The sequence below is a fragment of the Micromonospora chalcea genome (assembly GCF_028768405.1).
Classification (GTDB): Bacteria; Actinomycetota; Actinomycetes; order Mycobacteriales; family Micromonosporaceae; genus Micromonospora; species Micromonospora chalcea.
Window position 1 is genome coordinate 5,769,810 of record NZ_CP118233.1, and the last position, 23,043, is coordinate 5,792,852.

21 protein-coding genes are annotated in these 23,043 nt (G+C 72.7%); 14 read left to right on the forward strand and 7 right to left on the reverse strand.

Features of this window, described 5'->3' with window-relative positions; all coding sequences use genetic code 11:
* Positions 1-32 precede the first annotated feature (32 nt).
* Positions 33-425, forward strand: coding sequence for a type II toxin-antitoxin system RelE/ParE family toxin (locus PVK74_RS26120; RefSeq protein WP_274477441.1), 393 nt, complete (start codon positions 33-35; stop codon positions 423-425).
* Entirely contained in the window at positions 422-733 is a 312-nt protein-coding gene (locus PVK74_RS26125; RefSeq protein ID WP_013284175.1) for a helix-turn-helix domain-containing protein, read from the forward strand. Before PVK74_RS26120 ends, PVK74_RS26125 begins: the two co-directional genes overlap by 4 nt.
* A gap of 19 nt (positions 734-752) precedes the next feature.
* Here PVK74_RS26125 and PVK74_RS26130 read toward each other — a convergent pair whose 3' ends face one another.
* The 4 genes from PVK74_RS26130 to PVK74_RS26145 form a co-directional block, all read right to left on the reverse strand.
* Positions 753-1,196: a hypothetical protein gene (locus tag PVK74_RS26130; protein ID WP_274477442.1), complete on the reverse strand. Its 444-nt coding sequence runs from the start codon at positions 1,194-1,196 to the stop codon at positions 753-755.
* 97 nt (positions 1,197-1,293) lie between these two features.
* A complete protein-coding gene (locus PVK74_RS26135; RefSeq protein ID WP_043326443.1) occupies positions 1,294-1,641 on the reverse strand; it encodes a DUF779 domain-containing protein in 348 nt (115 codons plus the stop codon).
* A complete protein-coding gene (gene adh / locus PVK74_RS26140) occupies positions 1,641-3,146 on the reverse strand; it encodes an aldehyde dehydrogenase (RefSeq protein ID WP_043326441.1) in 1,506 nt (501 codons plus the stop codon). Before adh ends, PVK74_RS26135 begins: the two co-directional genes overlap by 1 nt.
* A 40-nt stretch (positions 3,147-3,186) precedes the next feature.
* A complete protein-coding gene (locus PVK74_RS26145; RefSeq protein WP_064447716.1) occupies positions 3,187-4,470 on the reverse strand; it encodes a sigma-54-dependent transcriptional regulator family protein in 1,284 nt (427 codons plus the stop codon).
* A 235-nt stretch (positions 4,471-4,705) separates the two neighbouring features.
* Here PVK74_RS26145 and PVK74_RS26150 point away from each other — a divergent pair, with 235 nt between their 5' ends.
* The 6 genes from PVK74_RS26150 to PVK74_RS26175 all read left to right on the forward strand — a co-directional run bounded on the left by PVK74_RS26150 (position 4,706) and on the right by PVK74_RS26175 (position 11,136).
* Positions 4,706-5,371, forward strand: a complete 666-nt coding sequence (locus tag PVK74_RS26150) for a response regulator transcription factor (RefSeq protein ID WP_043326436.1) — start codon at positions 4,706-4,708, stop codon at positions 5,369-5,371.
* On the forward strand, positions 5,368-6,420 hold the full coding sequence (locus tag PVK74_RS26155) for a sensor histidine kinase (RefSeq protein WP_043326434.1): 1,053 nt from the start codon (positions 5,368-5,370) through the stop codon (positions 6,418-6,420). The genes PVK74_RS26150 and PVK74_RS26155 overlap by 4 nt, the downstream gene beginning before the upstream one ends.
* Before the next feature lie 116 nt (positions 6,421-6,536).
* Positions 6,537-8,639 carry a pyridoxal-phosphate dependent enzyme gene (locus PVK74_RS26160; RefSeq protein ID WP_274477443.1) on the forward strand — a complete coding sequence of 701 codons (2,103 nt, stop codon included), beginning with the start codon at positions 6,537-6,539 and terminating at the stop codon, positions 8,637-8,639.
* Positions 8,636-9,769 carry a D-alanine--D-alanine ligase family protein gene (locus tag PVK74_RS26165; RefSeq protein ID WP_274477444.1) on the forward strand — a complete coding sequence of 378 codons (1,134 nt, stop codon included), beginning with the start codon at positions 8,636-8,638 and terminating at the stop codon, positions 9,767-9,769. The genes PVK74_RS26160 and PVK74_RS26165 overlap by 4 nt, the downstream gene beginning before the upstream one ends.
* Entirely contained in the window at positions 9,766-10,401 is a 636-nt protein-coding gene (locus PVK74_RS26170; RefSeq protein WP_104113171.1) for a M15 family metallopeptidase, read from the forward strand. Before PVK74_RS26165 ends, PVK74_RS26170 begins: the two co-directional genes overlap by 4 nt.
* Before the next feature lie 75 nt (positions 10,402-10,476).
* Positions 10,477-11,136, forward strand: coding sequence for an RlpA-like double-psi beta-barrel domain-containing protein (locus PVK74_RS26175; protein ID WP_064447721.1), 660 nt, complete (start codon positions 10,477-10,479; stop codon positions 11,134-11,136).
* A 66-nt stretch (positions 11,137-11,202) separates the two neighbouring features.
* Here PVK74_RS26175 and gabT read toward each other — a convergent pair whose 3' ends face one another.
* Complete coding sequence (gene gabT / locus PVK74_RS26180; RefSeq protein ID WP_113971980.1) at positions 11,203-12,474, reverse strand: 4-aminobutyrate--2-oxoglutarate transaminase; 1,272 nt, start codon at positions 12,472-12,474, stop codon at positions 11,203-11,205.
* 5 nt (positions 12,475-12,479) lie between these two features.
* On the reverse strand, positions 12,480-13,916 hold the full coding sequence (locus tag PVK74_RS26185; protein ID WP_030501380.1) for a gamma-aminobutyraldehyde dehydrogenase: 1,437 nt from the start codon (positions 13,914-13,916) through the stop codon (positions 12,480-12,482).
* 142 nt (positions 13,917-14,058) lie between these two features.
* On the opposite strand from PVK74_RS26185, the gene PVK74_RS26190 reads away from it, so the two are divergent.
* A complete protein-coding gene (locus PVK74_RS26190; RefSeq protein WP_274477445.1) occupies positions 14,059-15,498 on the forward strand; it encodes an aldehyde dehydrogenase family protein in 1,440 nt (479 codons plus the stop codon).
* A gap of 10 nt (positions 15,499-15,508) precedes the next feature.
* Here PVK74_RS26190 and PVK74_RS26195 read toward each other — a convergent pair whose 3' ends face one another.
* Positions 15,509-16,744: an SUKH-3 domain-containing protein gene (locus tag PVK74_RS26195; protein ID WP_393098022.1), complete on the reverse strand. Its 1,236-nt coding sequence runs from the start codon at positions 16,742-16,744 to the stop codon at positions 15,509-15,511.
* A gap of 78 nt (positions 16,745-16,822) precedes the next feature.
* Between PVK74_RS26195 and PVK74_RS26200 the strand changes: the two genes are divergently transcribed.
* From PVK74_RS26200 to nfi, 5 genes are read left to right on the forward strand one after another with little or no spacing between them, the layout of a single operon-like run.
* Positions 16,823-17,236 (forward strand): YbaB/EbfC family nucleoid-associated protein, encoded by a 414-nt coding sequence (locus tag PVK74_RS26200; protein WP_043326418.1) that lies wholly within the window; start codon positions 16,823-16,825, stop codon positions 17,234-17,236.
* Between the two features lie 3 nt (positions 17,237-17,239).
* Complete coding sequence (locus tag PVK74_RS26205; RefSeq protein ID WP_043326416.1) at positions 17,240-17,596, forward strand: hypothetical protein; 357 nt, start codon at positions 17,240-17,242, stop codon at positions 17,594-17,596.
* Between the two features lie 24 nt (positions 17,597-17,620).
* Positions 17,621-21,829 (forward strand): toxin glutamine deamidase domain-containing protein, encoded by a 4,209-nt coding sequence (locus tag PVK74_RS26210; RefSeq protein ID WP_274479324.1) that lies wholly within the window; start codon positions 17,621-17,623, stop codon positions 21,827-21,829.
* Positions 21,826-22,269, forward strand: a complete 444-nt coding sequence (locus PVK74_RS26215; protein WP_104113178.1) for a hypothetical protein — start codon at positions 21,826-21,828, stop codon at positions 22,267-22,269. The genes PVK74_RS26210 and PVK74_RS26215 overlap by 4 nt, the downstream gene beginning before the upstream one ends.
* A gap of 6 nt (positions 22,270-22,275) precedes the next feature.
* Entirely contained in the window at positions 22,276-22,995 is a 720-nt protein-coding gene (nfi, locus tag PVK74_RS26220; protein ID WP_274477447.1) for a deoxyribonuclease V, read from the forward strand.
* Positions 22,996-23,043 lie beyond the last annotated feature (48 nt).

Consider the following 23,043-nt stretch of genomic DNA (forward strand, 5'->3'; position numbering starts at 1 on the left):
CCGGGATGTTTAGCCCGGGCTATAGTCAGGGCATGGGTGCGGACGGGAAGCGCTGGTCGGTCCGGGTCACCGGAGAGGTCCGGCACTGGCTGCGCGACCTGCGGGACCACGACCCGGCGTCGTACGAGAGCGTCCGGGTGGCGGTGGACAAGCTGGCCGAGGTCGGGCCGGGGCTGGGCCGCCCGCTCGTGGACACGCTGCGCGGAAGCAGTCTCCGTAATCTCAAGGAGTTGCGGCCCCGCTCCGGTCGGGACGTGGCGATCTGGGTGCTGTTCGTCTTCGATCCGTGGTCGCAGGCGGTCCTGCTGGTCGCCGGCAACAAGGCGGGCGACTGGAGTCGCTGGTACCGGCAGCACATCCCGGCGGCGGAGGTTGCCTACAAGGCTTGGCTCGACAGCGAGCGCGAGCGAAGGGGGGAGTCGTGACGGAGTTCTATCACTGGGACGAGGTCCGCGCCGAACTCGGCGGCGACGACGAGGCCTACGAGGCGGAGCGCGCCCGGACCGACGCCTGGGTGAGCGCGTTCCACCTGGCCGAGGAGCGCAAGCGGCTGGGCCTGACCCAGCGGCAGGTCGCCGAGATCATGGGGGTCACGCCCGGCCGGGTGAGCCAGATCGAGAACGGCGACCTCGACGTCAACGAGGTGGCAACGCTGAGCCGGTACGCCAATGCCCTCGGAGCCCGGCTGCGGATCATCTTCGACTACGGCGACGACCTCCGGCAGATCGCCTGACCGGAGGCCGCCGAGACGGTCAGGGGCGGGCGCAGCGGGGGCGCAGGCGTACGGGCTCGGTGGTTTCGGTGATCGAGTTGGGCTCGATCACCAGGCGGGCGATCGTGGTGGCCGGGCCGGGGCGGAACCTGCCCTGGTCGGCGGGGATGGTCGCGGTCCAGGTGCCGGCGGTGCGCTCGTCGGTGCACGCGCCGATCACGCCGAACCCGAAGCCGGTGACCGAGCCGCGCCGCTGGTCGAGGTGCACCTCGATGTAGGCGAGGCCGCGCTCGGCGCCGCAGTCGAACCGGCCGCCGACGGTGGCGGTGTGCGCCCGCCCGTCGGCCGTGCCGAACCAGTTGACGGAGATGCTCGGAGAGGCCGCCGGGGCGGCGACGGCGGCGCCGGGTGAGAGCCCGAGCGTGGCGGCGGTGGCCAAGGCGGTGAGGCCGGCGGCGAGCACTGGCTGTCGGACCGGGTGCATGGGCGGTCTCCTGTCGGGCGGTGGGATGCGACTCCGAAGTGGACGGCGTCAGCATCCCACCGCCGCGATGCCCGCGAGCTGCAAGATCTCGGACAGATCAGCGGTTCAGGTGGGACCGGATGAGGAACCGGACGCCCTCCGGGGCCTCCAGGGAGAAGCCGCTGCCCCGGCCGGGCACCACGTCGACGGTGAGCCGGGTGTGCTTCCACAGCTCCCACTGGGCCTTCGACATCCAGAACTCCACCGGCTCGGGTACGCCGTCGACAGTCAGCGAGGCGAGCAGCACGTCCGAGCCGCCGGTGCGGAACTCACCGGCCGGGTAGCACATCGGGGCGCTGCCGTCGCAGCAGCCGCCGGACTGGTGGAACATCAGCGGGCCGTGCTGCCCCCGCAGCGACCGGATCAGGTCGGCCGCCGCGGGGGTCACTGTCACGGTGTCGCCCATCAGAAGAAGCCGAGCTTCTTCGGCGAGTAGCTGACCAGCAGGTTCTTGGTCTGCTGGTAGTGCTCCAGCATCATCTTGTGGTTCTCCCGGCCGATGCCTGACTGCTTGTAGCCGCCGAACGCCGCGTGCGCCGGGTAGGCGTGGTAGCAGTTCGTCCAGACCCGGCCGGCCTGGATGGCGCGCCCGGCCCGGTACGCGGTGTTGAGGTCCCGGGTCCACACGCCCGCGCCGAGCCCGTACAGCGTGTCGTTGGCGATCTTCACGGCGTCGTCCAGGTCGGCGAAGGACGTCACCGACACCACCGGGCCGAAGATCTCCTCCTGGAAGATCCGCATCGAGTTGTCGCCCTCGAAGATCGTCGGCTGGACGTAGTAGCCGCCGGACAGCTCGCCGCCGAGGTCGGCCCGCTCGCCGCCGGCCAGGACGCGAGCGCCCTCCTGCCGCCCGATGTCCAGGTAGGACAGGATCTTCTCCAGCTGGTCGTTGGAGGCCTGCGCGCCGACCATCGTGTCAGTGTCCAGCGGGTGCCCCTGCTTGACCGCCTTCGTCCGCTCGACGGCGGCGGCGAGGAAGTCGGAGTAGTGGCCCTGCTGGATGAGCGCCCGGGACGGGCAGGTGCACACCTCGCCCTGGTTGAGGGCGAACATGGTGAAGCCTTCGAGAGCCTTGTCCAGGAAGTCGTCGGAGGCGGCGCTGACGTCGTCGAAGAATATGTTCGGGCTCTTGCCACCGAGTTCCAGCGTGACCGGCTTGATGTTCTCGCTGGCGTACTGCATGATCAGCCGCCCGGTGGTGGTCTCGCCGGTGAACGCCACCTTCGCCACCCGCGGCGAGGACGCCAGCGGCTTGCCCGCCTCGACGCCGAAGCCGTTCACCACGTTGATCACGCCCGGCGGCAGCAGGTCGCCGATCAGCGAGAGCAGGTAGTGGATCGAGGCGGGCGTCTGCTCGGCCGGCTTGAGCACCACCGCGTTGCCGGCGGCCAGCGCCGGGGCGAGCTTCCACACCGCCATGAGGATCGGGAAGTTCCACGGGATGATCTGCCCGACCACGCCGAGCGGCTCGTGGAAGTGGTAGGCGACGGTGTCGTCGTCGAGTTCGCCGAGCGAGCCCTCCTGCGCCCGGATCGCCCCGGCGAAGTAGCGGAAGTGGTCGATCGCGAGCGGGATGTCGGCGGCGAGCGTCTCGCGTACCGGCTTGCCGTTCTCCCACGTCTCGGCGATCGCCAGGGACTCCAGGTTGTCCTGCATGCGGTCGGCGATCCGGTTGAGGATCAGCGAGCGTTCGGCGACCGACGTGCGGCCCCACGCGTCGGCCGCGCCGTGTGCCGCGTCCAGCGCCTTCTCCACGTCCTCGGCGGTGCCCCGGGCCACCTCGCAGAAGGTCTGCCCGGTCACCGGGGTCGGGTTCTCGAAGTACTTGCCACCGTGCGGCTTCACGTACTCGCCGCCGATGTAGTGGTCGTAGCGGGACTGCCAGTGGGTGGGGGCGTCGTAGCGCGTCATGGGTACCTCCGCCGTCCGTCTGGGGTGGATGGCGGGCAGGCTAGTTTCCAGGACGTTGCAGGAACGTTGCGCGCGGCAGCGCGTACTCCTCGGCGAGCTGGCGGGCCCGCGCGAGCGCGAGCGGCCGGCGGGGCGCGCCCGGCGGCAGCGCCCGCGCCAGGGCCTGCCAGGCGGCCAGGTCGTCGGCGCCGGCCGCCGTCGCGGTCCAGGCCGCGAGCAGCCCCGGGTCGCCGCCGGCCAGCACGGCGGCGCGCAACTGGCCGTCGACCAGGCGGCGCAGTCGCGCGACTCCCGGTGCGTCCGACAGGGGCAGCAGGGGCCCACGGTACGCGCGCAGCGCCGCCGCCGGATCGCCACGTTCCAGCAGTTCGGTGACGGTACGGAAGTCGGCGCGCACGGTCGGGCGCAGCCGGTACGGGCGGGAGTCGAGCAGCTCCTCGCCGAGCACGCGGCGCAGCCGGGACAGCTCGGCGCGCAGCGTGACCGGGTGCCGCCTGTCGTCGCCGTAGAGGTCGAGGCCGAGCTGTTCCCCGGTGCGCCCCTCGGGATGGTCGACGAGCAGCACCAGCAGCTCGCTGTGCCGGCGACCGAGCCGGATGCGCCGGCCGCCGACGCGCAGCTCCGCCTCGTCGCGGCCGAGCGCCGACACGTACGCGACGTCCGGCGCGGCGGGCGCGACGCCGGCCAGGAACGCCTCGGCGGCCCGGGCGGTGGCCCGGACCAGAGCCAGGCTCTGCGGGTTGGCCAGGTGGTCCCCGCCGGTGATGTCGACGGCGCCGAGCAGCGCGCCGCTGACCGGGTCGTGGATCGGCGCGGCGGCGCAGGTCCAGCGCTGCACCGGCCGCACGAAGTGCTCGGTGGCGAAGATCTGCACGCCGTGGTCGACGGCGAGGGCGGTGCCGGGCGCGTTCGTGCCGGCGTGCGCCTCGTCCCAGCGTGCGCCCGGTACGAAGTTCATCCGCTCGGCGTGCCGCAGCACCCCGGGGTGGCCCTCCACCCAGAGCAGCCGCCCGGCGGCGTCGCAGACCGCCATCAGGTGCGCGCCGTCCTGCGCGATGCCGCCGAGCAGGTCGCGGAAGAGCGGCATCACCCGGGCGAGCGGGTGCGCGGCGCGGTACGTCTCCAGCGCGTCGTCGGTGAGGTCGACCGGCGCGGTGGCCTCCGGGTCGAGCAGCGCGGACCGCTCCCAGGAACGGGCCACCACCTCCCGGACCCGGCCGGATGTGGTGCCGGCGGTGAGGAACGCCTCGTGGGCGGCACCGACCTGCGCGATCCGCTCCGCCGGATCCGCGCCGAACTCCAGGGCGAGCCACGGGTCAGCCACCAGCGCCTCCTTCCACCCATCGTGACCCACCTCACGCCCGAGCGCCAATGCGTGATCCGGGTCACTTCAGCGGTGCTCGCGCCGCCCGCGGACCGGACGAACGGCCCAGACGGCCGTACGCCGGTTGTCGCAGCGTGGCCCGCGTGGAGGATGGCTGCTGCGGACGCTTACAGAACCCTTAACTCCGGCCTGCGAAGGTGTGCCGGACGACGAGGGAAGACACGGGGAGCGCAAGGTGCGGGTGCTGGTGGCGGACGACGAGCGGCTCTTGGCGGACACGGTCGCCGAGGGGCTGCGACGGTTCTCCATGGCTGTCGACGTCTGCTACGACGGCGACGGCGCGCTGGAACGGATCGGGGTCAACCGGTACGACGTGGCGGTGCTGGACCGGGACATGCCCGGCGCCACCGGCGACGAGGTGTGCCGGAGCCTGGCCGGGTCCGACGCCGGCACCCGGGTGCTGCTGCTGACCGCAGCCGCGGGCATCCGGGACCGGGTCGCCGGCCTCGGGCTGGGCGCCGACGACTACCTGACCAAGCCGTTCGCGTTCGCCGAGCTGGTGGCGCGGGTCCAGGCGCTGGGCCGCCGGTCCACGCCGGCGCTGCCGCCGGTGCTGGAACGGCACGGCGTGGTGCTCGACGTGGCCCGGCACACCGCTACCCGGGACGGCCGCCCGCTCGGGCTGAGCCCGAAGGAGTTCGCCGTCCTGCACGTGCTGATGCGGGCCGGCGGCCGGGTGGTCAGCGCCGAGGAGCTGCTGGAACAGGCGTGGGACGAGTTCGCCGACCCGTTCACCAACGCGGTCCGGGTGACGGTGATGACCCTGCGCAAGAAGCTCGGCCAGCCGTCGGTCGTCCACACCGTGCCGAAGGCCGGCTACCGGATCGGCGAGCCGGAATGAGCCCCCGTCGCCGCATCCTGCTGGTCGGGCTGCTCGCCCTGCTCGCCGGGTTCTTCGTGCCCAACATGGTCAAGTCGCTGCTCGAACTGGTGTGGGGGCAGGCCCAGTGGTTCTGCGGCCTGGCCACCATCGGCGCGGTGTGCGAGCCGGGCCGCCCGTTCGTCCCGCTGTTGCCGCTGCTGGTCCAACTGCTGGTGCTGGTGGCCGCCGGATTCGCGGTGTGGGGAGCGGCCCGCTGGTGCCTGCGCCCGGTGCGCGACCTGGCCGCCCCGATGGCGAACCTGGGCCCGCAGAACCTCGGTTACCGCATCCGGCATCGCGGCCGGGACGAGCTGGCCGGGCTCGCCCGCGCGATCGACGCGATGCTGGACCGGGTCACCGCCGGGTACGAGGGGCAGCGGCGGTTCGCCGCGAACGCCTCCCACGAGCTGCGTACGCCGCTCGCGGTGCAACGCACGCTGATCGAGGTCGGCATGGCGCAGTCGCTCACCGGTGAGCAACTGGAGCTGCTGACCGCGCAACTGCTCGCCACGAACGAACGCAACGAACGGCTCATCGAAGGGCTGCTGGCGCTCAGCGAGAGCGACCAGGGCCTGCGGTCCTCCACCCCGCAACGCCTCGAACAGATCGTCAGCGGCGTGCTGGCCGCGTACGCCGACCGGGCCGCCGAGGCCGGCGTGACGGTCGAGACCCGGCTGTCGCCCCGGATCGTGACCGGCGAGCGGGTGCTGCTGGAACGGCTGGTCACCAACCTGGTGGAGAACGGCATCAAGTACAACCGCCCGGGCGGGCGGCTCGTCGTCACCGTCGGCGGCGATCCCGCGCTGACCGTCACCAACAGCGGGCAGGCCGTGCCCGCCGAAGCGGTCGACGGGCTGTTCGAACCGTTCCGGCGCCTCGCCCGGGACCGGACCAACCAGGGCGGCGGCGCCGGGCTCGGCCTGGCCATCGCCCGCTCCATCACCCAGGCGCACGGCGGCATCATCGCCGCCCGCCCAGGTGACGACGGCGGCCTGCGGGTCGACGTCCACCTGCCCCACGTGGGCTGACCACCCCACATACGACTCCGGGAGCCGCCGTCGCGGCATCCCGCGATGACACCTGCCCGAGGACCGGACCGGCGGCACCGCCGCCTGCCTTGGAGAGGGCCGGAGAGGAGACCGCAGTGCCGACGCGTACCGAGGGGAGCGCACCACCCGGTGACCGGGTGGCCTGGGCCGACGTGGCGAAGGGCGCCTGCATCGTGCTCGTGGTGCTCTGGCACGTCGTCGTCAAGGACTACCTGCGCATCGACTGGCGGGCCGGCCTGCCGGTGCCGGGCGCGTGGGGGCTGCTCGGCGAGCAGCTGCTGCCGCTGCGGATGCCGTTGTTCTTCGCGATCTCCGGCATCTTCGCGGCGAACGCGGTGGCCCGCCCGTGGCGGGTGTCCGGACGGCCCCGGATCACGCGGAACCTCTACCTGTACGCGATCTGGCTGCTGATCCACACCGCGCTGCTGGCGCTGGCGCCCGGCTTCCCGACCGACCGGGCCACCGACCCGGGTGAGCTGCTGGCCCAGCTCACCGTGACGCCCTCGAACCTGTGGTACCTGTACGCGCTGGCGCTCTACTTCGTGCTCGCCAAGGCGCTGCGCCGGGTCCACCCGGCGGTACTGCTGACCGCCGCGGGCGCGCTGTCCGCGGTGGCGGCCACCGGGCTGCTGGACAGCCCCGGCAACCGGGGGCAGGTCTACCAGAACCTGGTGTTCTTCCTGGCCGGGGTGCGCCTGAAGCCGTACCTCACGCGGTGGGCGGACGGCGCGAGCACCCGGCGGCTCGCCGGCACCGGCGCGGCGTACGCGATCGGGCTGGCCGCCATGGGCCTGGCCGGCGTGCAGAGCTGGCCCGGCGCGTACCTGCTCGTCTCCGTGCTCGCTGTGGCGTTCGGGCTGACCGCCGCCGCCCGGCTGGCCCGGCACCGCCTGGCCGGTCCGGCGCTGGCCCGGCTGGGCCGCCGCACGCTTGGTGTCTACGTGATCCACATGCCGGTGCTGGCGCTGCTCGACCGGCTCCTCGCCGCGCCGGTGGCCGGTCTGGGCGGACCCGCCCGGGCGCTGCTGGTGACCGTCTACCCGGTCGTGCTCACCGCGCTCGTGCTGGCGCTCAGCCTCGCCGCGCACCGCGGCCTCACCACGCTCGGCGCGCGCTGGCTGTTCGACCTGCCGCGCCGCCGCGTCCACTCGAATCCCGAAGGAGAGACCATGCCCCGAATCGACGGGCCGGCGCTGCCGGACCGCATACATGTCGAGGAGGCCGCCCGCGCACTGTCCGGCCGGGTGGTGCGTACCCCGGTGCTGCACAGCCCGGTGATCGACCGCCTGGCCGGCGCCCGGATCCTGCTCAAGGCGGAGAACCTCCAGGACGGGGGCTCGTACAAGATGCGCGGCGCGATGCTGGCGGTGGGCCGGCTCGCCGCCGCCGGGCACACCGGCGTGGTCGCGCAGAGCACCGGCAACCACGCCGTCGCGGTGGCGCTGGCCGCGCGCCGGCACGGGCTGGCCGCCACTGTCGTGCTGCCGGTGGACGCCGCGCCGGTCAAGGTGGACCGGGCGCGTGCCGCCGGGGCCCGGGTGGTCCGGGCCGGCACGACGGTCGAGGAGCGCCTCGCCGTCGCCCGGCGGATCGCCGAGGTGGAGGGCCACCCGCTCGTTGACGCGTACGACCACCCGGATGTGGTGGCCGGGCAGGGCAGCGCGAGCCTGGAGCTGATCGAGGAGGCGGCGCGGCGCGGCACACCGCTGGATGCGCTGGTGGTGCCGGTGGGCGGGGGCGGCGGCATCGCCGGTGCCTGCCTGGCGGCGGCCGGAACGCCGATCCAGGTGTACGGCGTGGAGCCGGTCGGGTGCGACTCGCTGGCCCGCAGCCTGGCCGCCGGACGGCCCACACCCGTCGCCCCGGCGCCGAGCCTCGCCGACGGGCTGCGCCCCGGGTGCGTCGGCGACCTGCCGTTCGCGGTGGCCCGCACCGGTGTGCGGGGCGTGGTCCGGGTCGACGACGACGCGATCGTCGAGGCGTTCCGGCTGCTCCTGCTGGACCTGAAGGTGCTGGTCGAGCCGTCCGGCGCGGCCGCGCTGGCCGGCGCGCTGCGGCTGGACGAGGTGAGCGGTCCCGGCAGCTCGGGCGCCGGGACGCGGCGGACGGTCGGCGTGGTGCTGACCGGCGGAAACGTGGAAGCGGACCTGGTGGCCCGGTTGGCGGGCGACCCGATGACTGTGGGAGTGGCGGCATGAGGTCGACAGTGCGGATCGGTGTCCTGTTCGGAGGCCCGTCGGCGGAACACGAGGTCTCCTGCGCCTCGGCGCTGGGCGTGGCCCGGGCCCTGGCCGGGCAGGGGCACCGGGTGGTGGCGCTCGGCCTCACCCGTACCGGCGGAATCCGGCTGCTGCCGGAGCCGGTGCTCGCGCAGCACCTCGGCACGGTGGCGGCCAGACGGGCGATCGACGACCGGCTGCCGGTCACCGGCCCGGCGGTGGAGCTGCGACGCGGGGCAGCCGCCGGCACGGTCGCGGTCACCGCCGCCGACTCCCCGGCCACTGTGCACGCCGAACTGGACGTGGTGTTCCCGGTGCTGCACGGCCCGTACGGCGAGGACGGCGTGGTGCAGGGGCTGCTGGAATCACTCGGCGTGCCGTACGTCGGGTGCGGCATCCTCGCCTCCGCCGTCGGCATGGACAAGGTGGCGATGAAGCGGGCGCTGCGCGCCGAGGACGTGCCGACGACGCCGTACGTCTGGTTCGACGAGCCGACCTGGCGGGCCGCGGCGGACCCGGAGAAGCTGGTGGTCGGGCTGCGCGGGCCGCTGTTCGTCAAGCCGGCCCGGATGGGCTCCTCGATCGGCATCTCCCGGGTCGCAGGCGGCGACGACCTGGTCGCGGCCGTGGAGGAGGCGTTCCGGCACGACCACGTGGTGCTGGTCGAGCAGGGCGTGACCGGCCGGGAACTGGAGTGCGGCGTGCTCGGCGGCTGGCAGCCCGAGGCGTCTGCGGTCGGCGAGGTCCGGGTCGCGGGCGGCTGGTTCGACTACCGGCAGAAGTACTTCGGCGACGCCGACCCGATGATCGTCCCGGCCCCGCTGCCGGACGAGGTCACCGAGCGGATCCGCGAGCTGTCGGTACGGGCGTTCACCGCGATCGGCGGCTGGGGCCTGGCCCGGGTCGACTTCCTCTACGACGAGACCACCGGCGACCTTTACGTCAACGAGCTGAATACGCTGCCCGGCTTCACCGCGCACTCGATGTACCCGAAGGTGTGGGCCGAGTCCGGCGTCGCGTACCCCGAGGTGGTGGACCGGCTGGTCGCGCTCGCCTTCGCCCGGCACGCGGCCCGGCCGTCCACCGCACACCCCGGGGGTACGCCGTGATCCTCCTCTCCGACCCCCGCGTCGCCGCCGTGTCCAGCCGGGACGACGGCGAACCCCTGGTTGACCTGCGCGAGGTGCCCGGGCTGCTGGTGGACGCGCGGGCCGCCGACCCCGCCGGGGCGTACGCGCGGGTGCGGCGCGGTGTCGCGGACCGCCTGCTGGCCGCGCAGCGCGCGCTGCCGGCCGGGCTGCGCCTGCTCGTGGTCGAGGGCTACCGGCCATACCGGGCGCAGCTCGACATCTTCACCGGCTACCGGGACGAGCTGCGGCGGCGGCACCCGGACTGGCCGGCGGACCGGCTGCACCGGGAGACCACCAAGTTCGTGTCGCCGGTCGAGGTGGCCCCGCACAGCACCGGCGGAGCAGTTGACCTCACGCTGTGTGACGCCGATGGGGTGGAGTTGGACATGGGCACGGCGCTCGACGCCACCCCCGAGGAGAGCGCCGACGCCTGCTTCACCGCGGCCCGGCACATCCCGGTGAGCGCGTGGCGCAACCGGAACGTGCTGGTGGCGGCGTTGAGCGGCGCGGGGATGGTGAACTACCCGACGGAGTGGTGGCACTGGTCCTACGGCGACAGGTACTGGGCGCTGATGACCGGGGCGCCGCACACCCGTTACGGTCCGTTGTAGCCCGTCGGCTCAGGTGAACGTTCCGGCCCTCCCGTCCGTACCACGCGGGGAACGACAGCGACGACGGGAGAGAACGTGAGGGTGCAGCGTAAGCACGCGATGGCGGCAATCGTGGCGGTGACCGCCACGGTGGCGGTCTCGGTGGGAACCGGACTGGGATTCGCGGACACCGCGCCGGTCGGGCGGTCGGCCTGCGCCGGGTCGGTGACCTTCTCGGCCGAGAGCGGCCCGCCGGCCGCGACGAGCGACAGGTTCCCGGTGGGCACACGCCTGCGGGTGACGAACCTCGACAACCGCAAGGTGGCCACGGTGACGGTCACCGGGCCGTCCGGTAGTTGCGTGCTGCTCAACGCCGCCGCCATGGACCTGGTACGCGAGCCGGGCAAGAACGTCATCCGCCGCAACGTGGTGGAACGCCTCGACGGCGGCGCCGCTCCGGCCCCGGGCGCGCAGCCGGGCGAGACCCGGCCCGGCGCCGCGCAGCCGATCGGCGGCAGCGTCTGCTCCGGCGCGCTCACGTTCTTCGCCGAAGGTGGGGCGCCGGCCGCCACCAGCGGTCAGTTCCCGCTCGGCACCCGGCTGCGGGTGACGAACCTCGACAACAACAAGGCGGTGACCGTGACTGTCACCGGGCCGTCCGGTAGTTGCGTGCTGCTCAACACCGCCGCCATGGACGCCATCCGGGAACCGGGCAAGAACCTGGTCCGGCGCAACACCGTCGAGCTGATTCGCTGAATTCCGGGGTGGGACATCATGGGCCGGTCCTGGGGATGATCGGCCCATGGTGTTCCACGTCGGGGGTCAGCCGAAGGCGGCCGCCAGGATGTCCAGCCCTCGGCCCAGCTCGTCGTCGGAGATGACCAGCGGCGGCAGGAACCGCAGCACGTTGCCGTAGGTGCCGCAGGTCAGCGTGAGCAGCCCGGCCGCGTGGCAGGCCGCCGAGATCGCCGCCGTGGCGGCCGGGTCAGGGGTCGACGTGCCCGGTACGACGATCTCCACGGCGAGCATCGCGCCCCGGCCGCGTACCTCGGCCACGCGCGGGTCACCGGCGGCGATCGCGCGCAGCCGCTCACCCATCACCGCGCCGATCCGGCGCGCGGCGGCGGCCAGGTCCAGCTCCCGCATCGTCTCGATCGACGCGAGCGCGGCGGCGCAGGCGATCGGGTTGCCGCCGTACGTGCCGCCCAGACCGCCGACGTGCACCGCGTCCATCAGCTCCGCCCGGCCGGTCACCGCCGCCAGCGGCAGCCCGCCCGCGATGCCCTTGGCCAGCGTGATCAGGTCCGGCTCGACGCCCTCGTGCTCACAGGCGAACCAGTCGCCGGTGCGGCAGAAACCCGTCTGGATCTCGTCGGCGACGAAGACCACCCCGGCCGCCGTCGCCCACTCGCGCAGCGCCGGCAGGAAACCCTCAGCGGGTACGACGAAACCGCCCTCGCCCTGGATCGGCTCGATCAGCAGCGCGGCCACGTTCTCCGCGCCCACCTGCTTCTCGATCATCTCGATCGACCGGGCCGCCGCGATGGCGCCGTCCAGCCCGCCGTCGCGCAGCGGGTACGACATCGGCACCCGGTAGACCTCACCGGCGAACGGCCCGAACCGGTGCTTGTACGGCATGTTCTTCGCGGTCAGCGCCATGGTCAGGTTGGTCCGGCCGTGGTACGCGTGGTCGAACACCACCACCGCCGGCCGCCCGGTCGCGTGCCGGGCGATCTTCACCGCGTTCTCCACCGCCTCGGCGCCGGAGTTGAACAACGCCGAGCGCTTCCCGAAACCACCCGGGGTCAGCGCGTTGAGCTGCTCGCAGACCGCCACGTACGACTCGTACGGCGCGACCATGAAGCAGGTGTGGGTGAACCGCTCGACCTGCGCGCGTACCGCCTCGACCACACGCGGCGCGGAGTTGCCCACGTTGGTGACGGCGATGCCGGCGGCGAAGTCGATCCACTCCCGCCCGTCCACGTCGGTGATCGTGCCGCCGCCCGCCCGGTCCACGTACGCGGGAATGGTGCTGCCGACGCCCCGCGCCACCGCCTCGACCCGGCGCTTGTGCAGCTCCTCGCTGGTGGCCATCGCGATCAGCCCTCGATGTTGTGCATGACGTGCTTGACCCGGGTGTAGTCCTCCAGGCTGTAGACCGACAGGTCCTTGCCGTGGCCGGAGTGCTTGAAGCCGCCGTGCGGCATCTCCGAGACGAACGGGATGTGCGTGTTCACCCAGACGCAGCCGAAGTCCAGCCGCCGCGTCATCCGCATGGCCCGGCCGTGGTCGCGCGTCCACACCGAGGCGGACAGGCCGTAGTCCACGCCGTTGGCCCAGCGCACCGCCTCGTCCTCGTCGGAGAAACGCTGCACGGTGATGACCGGCCCGAACACCTCGTCCTGGATGATCTCGTCGGCCTGGCGTACGCCGGAGACCACGGTCGGGGCGTAGAAGAAGCCGCGCTCGCCGACCCGGGCGCCGCCGGTGGTGACGTTCGCGTGGTCCGGCAGGCGGTCCACGAAACCGCTCACCCGGGCGAGCTGGTTGGCGTTGTTCAGCGGGCCGTAGAGCACGTCGGCGTCGTCCGGCCCGCCGGTACGGGTGTTGCGGGCCTGCTCGGTCAGCGCGGCCACGAAGTCCTCGTGGATGCCCGGCCCGGTCAGCACCCGGGTGGCCGCCGTGCAGTCCTGACCGGCGTTGAAGTAGCCGCCCATCGCGATCGCCTCGGCCGCTGCCGCCACGTCGGCGTCGTCGAAGATCACCACCGGGGCCTTGCCGCCCAGCTCCAGGTGCGTCCGCTTCAGGTCCGGCGCCGCCGCGGCGGCGACCTCCATGCCCGCGCGGGTCGAGCCGGTGATCGACACGAGCTGCGGGGTCGGGTGGGAGACCAGCGTACGGCCGGTGTCGCGGTCGCCGCAGACCACGTTGAAGACACCCGGGGGCAGGTGCTCGGCGGCGATCTCGGCCAGCAGCAGCGTCGACACCGGCGTGGTGTCCGACGGCTTCAGCACCACCGCGTTACCCGCCGCCAGCGCCGGGGCGATCTTCCAGACCGCCATCATCAGCGGGTAGTTCCACGGCGTCACCTGGGCGCATACGCCGATCGGCTCGCGCCGCACGTACGAGGTGTGCCCGGCCATGTACTCACCGGCCGAGCGGCCCTCCAGCAGACGCGCGGCGCCGGCGAAGAAGCGCAGCTCGTCCACCGCCGGCGGCAGCTCCTCCTCGGTGGTGAGCTGCCGGGGCTTGCCGGTGTTGCGGACCTCGGCGTCGACCAGCTCGGCGGCCCGCGCCTCCACCGCGTCGGCGAACTTCAGCAGCGCCCGCTGCCGCTCGGCCGGGGTGGTGTCGCGCCAGGTCTCGAACGCGGCGGAGGCGGCCTTCATCGCCGCGTCCACGTCCGCCGCGCCGGAGACCGGGGCCTGGGCGAAGACCTCGCCGGTGCACGGGTCGATCAGGTCGGCGTAGCCGCCGTCCACCGGGTCGACGTACTCGCCGTTGACGAAGTTGCGCAGCTGCTGCTGGTCGCTCATCAGAAGTCTCCGTGAAGGTGGCCGGGGAGAGGGTCAGCGGAGGTTATCGCAATCTGACTGCCATCTTGGCTACTAAATCCGAGGCAGACAAGGGTTTGAGCAACTGTTTCCGCGTGAGCGCCTGTGGTCTAGGCTGCCGGTCGTGGAGCCGAGAGCCTTCTACGTCGCCGGTCGCCCCGCCCACGGCGAGGACGAGCTGACAGTCACCCACCCGTACGACGGGCAGCCGGTGGGGCGTACCACGCTCGCCACGGCCGACCAGGTCGAAGCCGCAGTCGCGGGGGCCGCCCGGGTAGCGGCGGAGGCCGCGGCCCTGCCCGCGCACGCCCGCGCGGCGGCCCTGGACCACGTCTCCCGCCGGCTCGCCGAGCGGGCCCACGAGGTCGCCGCGCTGATCACCGCCGAGAACGGCAAGCCGGTCAAATGGGCCAAGGCCGAGGTGGGGCGCGCGGTCTCCACGTTCCGCTGGGCCGCCGAGGAGGCCCGCCGCTTCTCCGGCGACCTGCAACGACTCGACACCGACCCCGCCGCCACCGGCCGGATCGCCCTGGTCCGGCGGGTTCCGCGCGGCCCGGTCCTCGGCATCACGCCGTTCAACTTCCCGCTCAACCTGGTCGCCCACAAGGTCGCCCCGGCGCTCGCCGTCGGTACGCCGATCGTGGTCAAGCCGGCCCCGGCCACCCCGCTCACCGCGCTGCTGCTCGGCGAGATCCTGGCCGAGACCGACCTGCCCGAGGGCATGTTCTCGGTGCTGCCGCTACCGAACGAGCGCGCCGCCGAACTGGTCGCCGACCCGCGCCTGCCGGTCGTGTCGTTCACCGGCTCCGGGCCGGTCGGCGCGGCCATCCGCCGGGCCGCCCCGGACAAGCACGTCACGCTGGAACTCGGTGGCAACGCCGCAGCGGTCATCTGCGCGGACTGGTCGGCGGACGACGACCTGACGTTCGCCGCACAGCGCATCGCCACGTTCTCCAACTACCAGGCCGGGCAGTCCTGCATCGCGGTGCAGCGCGTCTACGTGCACGAACGGCTATACGACGGCTTCCTGCCCCGGCTCGTCGCGGCGGTACAGGCGCTGCGTACCGGCGACCCGCGCGCCGAGCTGACCGACGTCGGCCCGCTGGTGTCGGTCGAGGCGGCGCAGCGCGTCGAGACCTGGGTGGACGAGGCGGTCGCCGCCGGCGCCGTCGTCGAGGTCGGCGGGCGGCGCGACGGCGCGACCTATCCGCCCACAGTGCTCAGCGGCGTACCCGCCGACGCGAAGGTGTGCGCCGAGGAGGTGTTCGGACCGGTGCTGGTGGTCGCCCCGGTCGCGGACGACCGGGCCGCGTTCGCCGCCGTCAACGACTCCGCGTACGGCCTGCAGGCCGGCGTCTTCACCCACCGGCTCGACGTGGCGTTCGACGCCGCCCGCACGCTCGAAGTGGGCGGTGTGATCGTCGGGGACGTGCCGTCGTACCGGGCCGACCAGATGCCGTACGGCGGGATGAAGGGCTCCGGCGTCGGGCGGGAAGGGCTGCGCAGCGCCATGGACGACTACACCGAGCCGCGGGTGATGGTGCTGACGGGCGTGCCTCTCTGATCGCTCGGCCTCACCACGTGCCGTCGTCGCGGACCCGGGCGGGGGCACGGCCGAGCAGCAGGGTGGTGAGGGCGGCGTCGATATCGGCGCCGAGGAACCACTCGCCGGCCTGGTCGAGGGCGAAGATCCGGCCGTGCTCGTCGATGGCGAGGATGCTCTCCTGACGTTCGCTGCCGAGCGGGAAGAGGCGCGCGCCGATGACCGCGCCGAAGTCGGCGAGAGAGTCGGCGCTGTGCGCCACCTTTCGCGGTCGTATCTCGAAGCGCGAGATCCACACCGCTTCGCCCGGACCCTGGCGCGCGGTCACCAGGCCGGGAAAGGCGGTGAGTGTCGCCAGCGCGGCGGGGAAGGAGGCATGGGTGTGCTTGGTGCCGCTGACCTCGGTGACCTTACGGACCGAGGTGGCGGCGGAGACCTCGTCGCCGAAGTGCGGGCGCCAACCGGCGATCACCAGCGCGTTCGCGACCTCGGTGGGAAACCGGCCGGGCTCGGGGGGTGTCTGTGGCTCGGACTGCCATTCCTCGGCGTAGGCCAGTTCCGGCCAGGGAAGCACGTTGACGTGCACGAGGAATCTGATGCACGACTCGCAGCGGAGGTCGGCCGGACCACCCGCCGGGTCACCGGGCTCGCGCACCCGGAAGCTCTCGATCCGGCTGGTGCCGAGCAGGTCGCGGGCGTCCTCGATGGTCAGTGGCGGCAGACCCTCGGCGGCCCGGCGGTGGTCGTGCTCGTACAGCGCGTCGGAGACCACGATCATCTCGGCGTGCCGCTCACCGCCCCGCACCAGGTGGCCCGGGGGTAGCTCGTCCAGATAGGACCGGACCAGCGGATGGTGCCGGACCTCGACATCTCCTTTGGCACCCTGCGCGACGTGCCGGCGGCCGTCGAGCGTGAGGTGCGCCGCCGCGCCCGGCGTGGGCAGCCGGGTCAACTCGCGCAGCAGTTGGGCGGCCGGGTCGACGGCGCGCGGCGCACGGGGTTCATCGGGCCGCTGCTGCCGGTACAACGCCTCGACCGCCGGCGCCGGAATCCGCGGCCAGGTGGAGACCTCGCCGGTCTCCTTGTCGATGACTGTGGTCGGCAGGTCGCCGGGCAGCGCCCGGGCATCGGCGGACACAGTGGACAACACCACGTAGCCCAGGTCGAACTCCTCGACCACCGGCGTGCAGGGAAAACCGAGGCGGTCGGAGTCCCGCCGGGCCCATACCGAGGCGATCTGCTCGGCCTGCTGTCGCTCGATCACCACTTGAAATTACCGGACCCCACGGATTTCGTGGCACCCGGTATGGTCGGGCCTACCCACGGTGACGGAAGGGGTGCGGCGGTGGCCGAGAGTGCGGACCGGGATGCGAACCGTGCACTACGCGCGCGATTCGACGAGGTGTACGGCCAGTACCAGCGGTTGCGGTCCGGTCTGGACGAACTTCAGGTCAAACTGGCCGAGCTGCGGGTCACCGAACGCTCCGACGACGGTCAGGTGACCGCTGTGGTCGGCGCGCGAGGCGAGCTGATCAGCGTCGAGGTGAGCCCTGCCGTCTTCCGGGACCGGGATGCCGGAGGGCTGAGCCGGAAGATCACCGAGACCGTGCTGCGCGCCTCCACGGCCGCGGTCACCGCCACCCGTGAGCTGGTCTCCGGCTATCTGCCCCCGGGATCACCGTCGGTCGAGTTCCTGCGTACCAATGACTTCGGCGCGCTGCTCGGCCGGGCCGACGCCGTGCTGGCACGCGGCGAGTGACAGGTGGCCGGGGGAGAGATCTGGCTGGACCCGGACCGGGCCCGGCGCGGCGGCGCCGACCTGACCCTGTCCGGTAAGGCGATGAGCGCGGCCCGGCGGGAGACAGGCGACCCGATCGCGACTGCGAGCGCCCAACGACCCTGGGGCCGCGACGACATCGGCGCCGCCTTCGACAAGCACTACCAGGGCTACGCCGAGACGCTGCTGCGGGCGTGGGAACAACTCGGCCGGTCGCTGGAGGTCCTCGGGTCGGACGTCGTCCGCTCGGTCGCGGCCACCGTGGAGACGGACCTGAGCAACGCCCGTGACCTCGGAAAGATCCCCCAGCAGGGCCACAACCCGCGTCGGCCCTGGCGCTGACCACCGGAGGATCCGCGCGTGAGCATGCTGCCCAGCCCGATCCCGCACCCGCTCGACTTCTGCCCGTGGGACGTGCCCGGCTGGATCTACGAAGCGCTCGACTGGGTCGTGGGCGTCGAGTGGCCGGAGGGCAACGAGCGCTCCGTCTGGGACCTGGCCGACCAGTGGTACGGCGTCGCGGGCGTCCTGACCGGTCCGCGCGACGACGCCACCGCCGCCGCCGGTGAGGTGAAGAGCGGATACGGCGGCGTCGGCCTGGTCGCCGGCGCGTTCGACAGGGCCTGGCACAAGCTCGCCGAAGGTGAGGATGCGCCGCTGCACGTCCTCGTGGCGGCCACCGACGAGTTGGGCCGGCTGGTCGACTCCTGCGGCTGCGACATCGAGGGCGCGAAGCTCGAAGCCTGGATCGAGCTGGGCATCCTGGTGGTGGAACTGCTGGCCCTGGCGGTGGCCGCCGTGCTCACCCTGGGCGCCGCCTCCCCGGCGGCCGCCGCCGCGATCACCGCGACGAGGGTCGTCGTCCAGCAGATCTTCAAGCGCCTGGTGGCCCAGCTCGCCCGAAAGGCGGTCAAGCAGGGGCTCAAGGAGGCGGGTGAGCGGGCCGCGAAGGAGGCGGCGAAGGCCGGTGCCCGTGGACTGGCCCGACGGGCGGCGCTCGGCGGCCTGGTGGAGGCCGGTCAGGAAGCGGGTACCAACCTCGCGACGCAGGCGTATCAGAACACCACCGGCCGACGTGACGGCCTGGACCTGACCGACGTGAGCACGTCGGCTCTCGGCGGCTTCGCCGGTGGGGCGGTCGCGCCGCTCGCGGGTCTGGGCCGTCATGCGAGCGGGCGGTTCGCCGAGATCGGCGAGCGGTTCGGCCGGGAGATGGCCGGGGAGACTCTGGCCGAGACCGCGGCCGGATTGGCCACCGGTCACGGCCCGTCGCTGGAGGATCTCGCGCGCGCCGCGGCGTCCGGCGCGACCGGCTCCGCCACCGGCCAGACCGACTCCGCGCTGCAACGCCGCCTCGACGGGCAGTTGAGCGGGCTGACCGTTCCGCCGGTCGGGCTGGACGTGCCACCCGTCGGCGACCCCGTCGGGCTCATCCCGGCCCAGCGGGTCGCCGAGCCGGTCGTCCAGGGCGGCGAAGCGGTGGCGGGCCAGGTCTCCCCGACACCCGCACCCGTCCCACCGCACGCTGCCGCCGCTCACCCGCTGGCGGTTGACCCGCCGCGTCCGGCGCCGGAGACGGCGACGCCGCCGGTGGCCGCTGCCACCCCACCGGACCTGACGCGGCTATCGGTCGCTTCCAGCCCCACGTTGTCCTCGGTGATCACGGATGTGCCCGTCGCGTTCCCTGCCGAGCAGGTCGACCCGCGAACCGCCACGGGTTACCCGCCCCTGGTGCCCGGCAGCAACTCGCCGCCGCCATCGACTCCGGTCCAGGCGGCAGCAGGACCGGCCACGCTGTCCCCATCGATCGGGGAGCACCCGCAGTCGGCGGCGCCACCACCGTCGGACCGGACTGCCCCCGACGTCGGGCACCCCGCACCGTTGAGCGCCCCGCCGCCGCAGCCGCAGTCCGCCTCACCCCAGGGGCCGCTCGGGCCGGACCCCCGCCCGACGCCGAACCCGCGCTTTCCGCTGCTGGAGTCCCTGGCGCCGCCTCGGCCCGCCATCGATCCGCCGGCACCCAACCCCGGCCCGGTCGACCCGCCGCCTCCCGACCTACGGACCATCCAGGAGCGCGCCGCGCGCCTCGCGGCCGACCGGGAGTCGTTCGACCGGCGCCGCTACCACGGTTACCTGCAGGCCCAGCGGACGTGGTTCGAGGATCGCCGACGTCAGACCAGGGCCGACTGGCTGCACGAGCGTGCCGCCTATCACGAGGAACGGGCCAGCGACTGGGCCGCGCAGGCGATGGAACTGCGTCGCACCGGGCGGACGCTGGCGGCGCAACGATGGCACCGCGAAGCGCACGAGGCGGATCTCGAGGCGGCCGACCTGCGCGAGGAGGCTCGGCAGGTCCTCGCCGGGCGACTCGTGCCGGAGCAGGTGATGGTCGAGGACGACCTCGACTTCTACCGGATCAACGACGACGTGGCGGACCTGGCCGTCGGCGCGGTCGAGACGGCCGACCATTCCGCGCTCACCGGCCACGGCCACCCCGAACCGATCGACAGGTCCCGGCCCTACGGCCGTCGGGGAGGGCTCCGGCCACCGCTCGCACTGCATCAGACCGACCTGGAACGGCAGATGCCCCGCAACCCGGACGGCAGCGTCGCGCGTACCGCCGATCCCCGGCGTGGCGGATGGTTCCGCCTGGCGAACGACGGCGGACCGGCGGCGGACGCGACCCGGGGCATCAACTGCCTCGACTGCACCCTGTCGCTGTTCGAGACATGGGTCCACGGACGGCCGCGGGTCGCCGCTCCGCGTACGTTCGACGGCTACCTCGGCGGTGACGTGCTCCGCCCGGTGGGCGGCGAGGCGGACGGACCGCTGCGGGTCGAGCAGACCACTGGCGGCCGGTTCCAGAACCTGTGCCCGGTCGACCGGCCCGGCATCACCGGCCCGCAGCGCCAGTGGCTGGTGGATCGCGGCTACCGCGACCTCTACGCGCAGTTGGCGTCGGGCGGCCACGGCAGCTACGCCTTCCTCATCACCAGCTTCGAGGGTGGCGGATCGCATGCCTGGGTGGCGTTGAACCAGAACGGCACGGTCCTCTTCCTCGACCCGCAGTCGGGCGCCGTCGCCGACCGGCCGCTCTACCACCACAGCGGTCGCCCGTTCGAGGGCAACGTGGTCGGCGTCGACGCGCTGGTGCTCGGCCCTGACGGACGGCCGATGCCGCTCACCGGCCGCCCGCCCGGCACGTTCAACGTCCTGCCCGAGCCCTTGCCCCGCCCGGCGCCGCCACGCCTGTCCGAGCCGCCGCCGGCCGACGACGGGAACGCGCCGGACTTCAATCACGTCCACCTGTTCGGCGAGTCCACCACTTTCCACACCCGGGCGGACGCACCCCCGCCGGGCAGCGCGCCGCCCGTCGAGCCGCAACCCGACCGGGTACGCGAGGAACACCGGCAGGCGCACGCCGACCGGATCGCCGGCGGGCTCTACGTACGCGACGTGCTCGCCGAGAGCGGAAGCCTCGACGCGGCCTTCGCCGCCGGGGTGACACCCGTGGAGCTGGCGCAGGCCGCCGACGCGCCGACGCTGCGGCGGCTCGCACCCGGGCTGGACGATGCCGCAGCGGCCGACCTCAGCCGGCTGTTCGCCGACCCGCGCGTGCAACGGATGCTCGACCAGAGCTGGGAGGCGCCGCCGCGACGGGAGGAGTTGCTGGCCGAGACGCTGGTACGGCAGCTCGCCGAGCGGCCCGACCTGGTCCGGATGATCCTGGCCACACCGGAACTCGCGAACTCGCTGACCGCGCGACCGCTGACCCTGCATCACCTGGCCAGCCACCAGCAGGCCATCGACGTACTCGGCGAGGTCATCAACGACATAGCCGTCCGCGGGGCCGAGGCGGTGATCGCGCCCGAGCCACTGAAACCCCACTCGACGCCTGTCAGCCAAGCCCAGCGTCAACTCACCAGTTCGGTAGCAGCGCGCAGTCAGTCGACACTGCAGCTCGGATTCGATGAGACGCGACGCCATGATGAGGTGTATCGCCTCGCATACATCGACCGGCTCTATGCAGATGCGGCGGTCGCCCAGGAACAGTTGAACACACTCGCCGTCAAGCTCGCTGCGGACGAGGGCAGGCCCGACTGGAGAAGCGAGCCCAAGAGCCGGGAGCGGGTTCTCGACAAGCTGGAGGCTGAGTACGGGTATGACGCGTCGCAGCTCAAGGACTTGGCTGCGGCCAAAGTGCAGTTCCATACCCTCGACGCGGTCTACCAGGCGCTTGGACGCCTTGAAGCCGATCCAGAGATCGTGATCCTGCACATAAAGGACCGCTTCCTTAAGCCGCAGGCCAGCGGTTACCGAGACATACTGCTGAATCTCGGAATGCCGAACGGTCATGTGGCAGAGCTTCGGCTGCACCTGGTGTCGCTCGACGACGTCGCAGAGTGGGAGCATGCGCTGTACGAGATCCGACGCGATCTGGAAGCGGTGGCTGAGATCGAGGGCAGGTCGTTGACGCAGGGTGAACGCGCTATACGTGATGGACTTCTCCGGAGAGCGCAGAGTGCCTACTGGGGCAAGGTGCAGGAGAGTCTTGGGGAGGAATCACCGCGATGAGGCAGGTGGAGGGCTTGCAGCTGCCGAAGTTCTTCGACTACTACCACTCTCCCCTGAAGCTTGTAGCCACCCCCGACGGCGGCGTAGCGGGCTGGATCCTGTTCAAGGACACCGGAGGCTGGCGCGAGGCCAACAATCTCATCGACAAGGTGCTTTTCGTCGGCGGCGACGAGATCAATGAGATATCGCGAGATGAGTTCATTCAGCTCACTGAGCATGAACGGGGCCGTTATCTGAGTGGTGACGGTCCGATCTTCGCTCTCTACGAGACCGTTCGGGCAATCCAGGACACGCTACGGGAGGAGCGTCGGTATCCGACGCCCCAGGAGCAGGCGTTGATCAGGGGAGTCAGGCGGCGGACCTTCGTGATGTTCGAGGAGCAGCTCCAGCAGGCCGGTGACCCCGCCGCCGACCCCACCATCGCCGCCACCCCCTCCTGACACGCCATGTCCGTCGACGAAGATCCGGCCGTGCCGTACGTGCCGCCCGCCGACGCGACGGAGGCGAGGCGCGTACAGGAGGAGCTGCGGTCGCGGGTGGACCTGGTGGGGCCCGGTCCCGCCGCGCCCGCGACGGTGGTCGGCCTGGACGTGGCGTACGCGCAGGACGGTGATTTGCTCGCCGCCGCCGTCACGGTGCTGGACGCAGTCAGCCTCGCCGTGGTGGACGAGGCGGTGTGCGTGGGGCGGCCCGCCTTTCCGTACGTGCCGGGGCTGTTCGCCTTCCGGGAGATGCCGGCGCTGCTGGCCGCGTTGGACCGGCTGACCGTCCGCCCGGAGCTGCTGGTGTGCGACGGGCACGGGCTGGCGCACCCGCGCCGGTTCGGGCTGGCCTGCCATCTGGGTCTGGTGACCGGGCTGCCCGCGATCGGCGTGGGGAAGACGCCGCTCGTCGGCTCGTGGACCGGGCCGGGCCCCGAGCGTGGTGACAGCGCCGACCTGTGTGACGAGGGCGACGTGGTCGGGCGGGTGCTGCGTACCCGGGAGGGCGTCCGGCCGGTCTTCGTCAGCGTCGGGCACCGGATGGGGTTGGACAACGCGGTCGAACGGGTACTGGCACTGACGCCCCGGTACCGGCTGCCGGAGACGACCCGGACGGCCGACCAACTGTGCCGCCGGGCGCTCGCCTCGGCCGTCGTCTCCGGCGGTGACCTGGACCGGCGGTGATCGCGTGGCGCGGCACACATGTGGCGTGGTCGATGCGAAGGTGCCCTC

Coding starts and splice junctions, on each gene's coding strand:
- gabT (WP_113971980.1), bottom strand. CDS start 12,474: ATGGCCACCAGCGAGGAGCTGCACAAGCGCCGGGTCGAGGCGGTGGCG.
- PVK74_RS26130 (WP_274477442.1), bottom strand. CDS start 1,196: ATGCACCCGGTCCGACAGCCAGTGCTCGCCGCCGGCCTCACCGCCTTG.
- PVK74_RS26210 (WP_274479324.1), top strand. CDS start 17,621: ATGCTGCCCAGCCCGATCCCGCACCCGCTCGACTTCTGCCCGTGGGAC.
- PVK74_RS26155 (WP_043326434.1), top strand. CDS start 5,368: ATGAGCCCCCGTCGCCGCATCCTGCTGGTCGGGCTGCTCGCCCTGCTC.
- PVK74_RS26120 (WP_274477441.1), top strand. CDS start 33: ATGGGTGCGGACGGGAAGCGCTGGTCGGTCCGGGTCACCGGAGAGGTC.
- PVK74_RS26165 (WP_274477444.1), top strand. CDS start 8,636: ATGAGGTCGACAGTGCGGATCGGTGTCCTGTTCGGAGGCCCGTCGGCG.
- PVK74_RS26215 (WP_104113178.1), top strand. CDS start 21,826: ATGAGGCAGGTGGAGGGCTTGCAGCTGCCGAAGTTCTTCGACTACTAC.
- nfi (WP_274477447.1), top strand. CDS start 22,276: ATGTCCGTCGACGAAGATCCGGCCGTGCCGTACGTGCCGCCCGCCGAC.
- adh (WP_043326441.1), bottom strand. CDS start 3,146: ATGACGCGCTACGACGCCCCCACCCACTGGCAGTCCCGCTACGACCAC.
- PVK74_RS26135 (WP_043326443.1), bottom strand. CDS start 1,641: ATGGGCGACACCGTGACAGTGACCCCCGCGGCGGCCGACCTGATCCGG.
- PVK74_RS26185 (WP_030501380.1), bottom strand. CDS start 13,916: ATGAGCGACCAGCAGCAGCTGCGCAACTTCGTCAACGGCGAGTACGTC.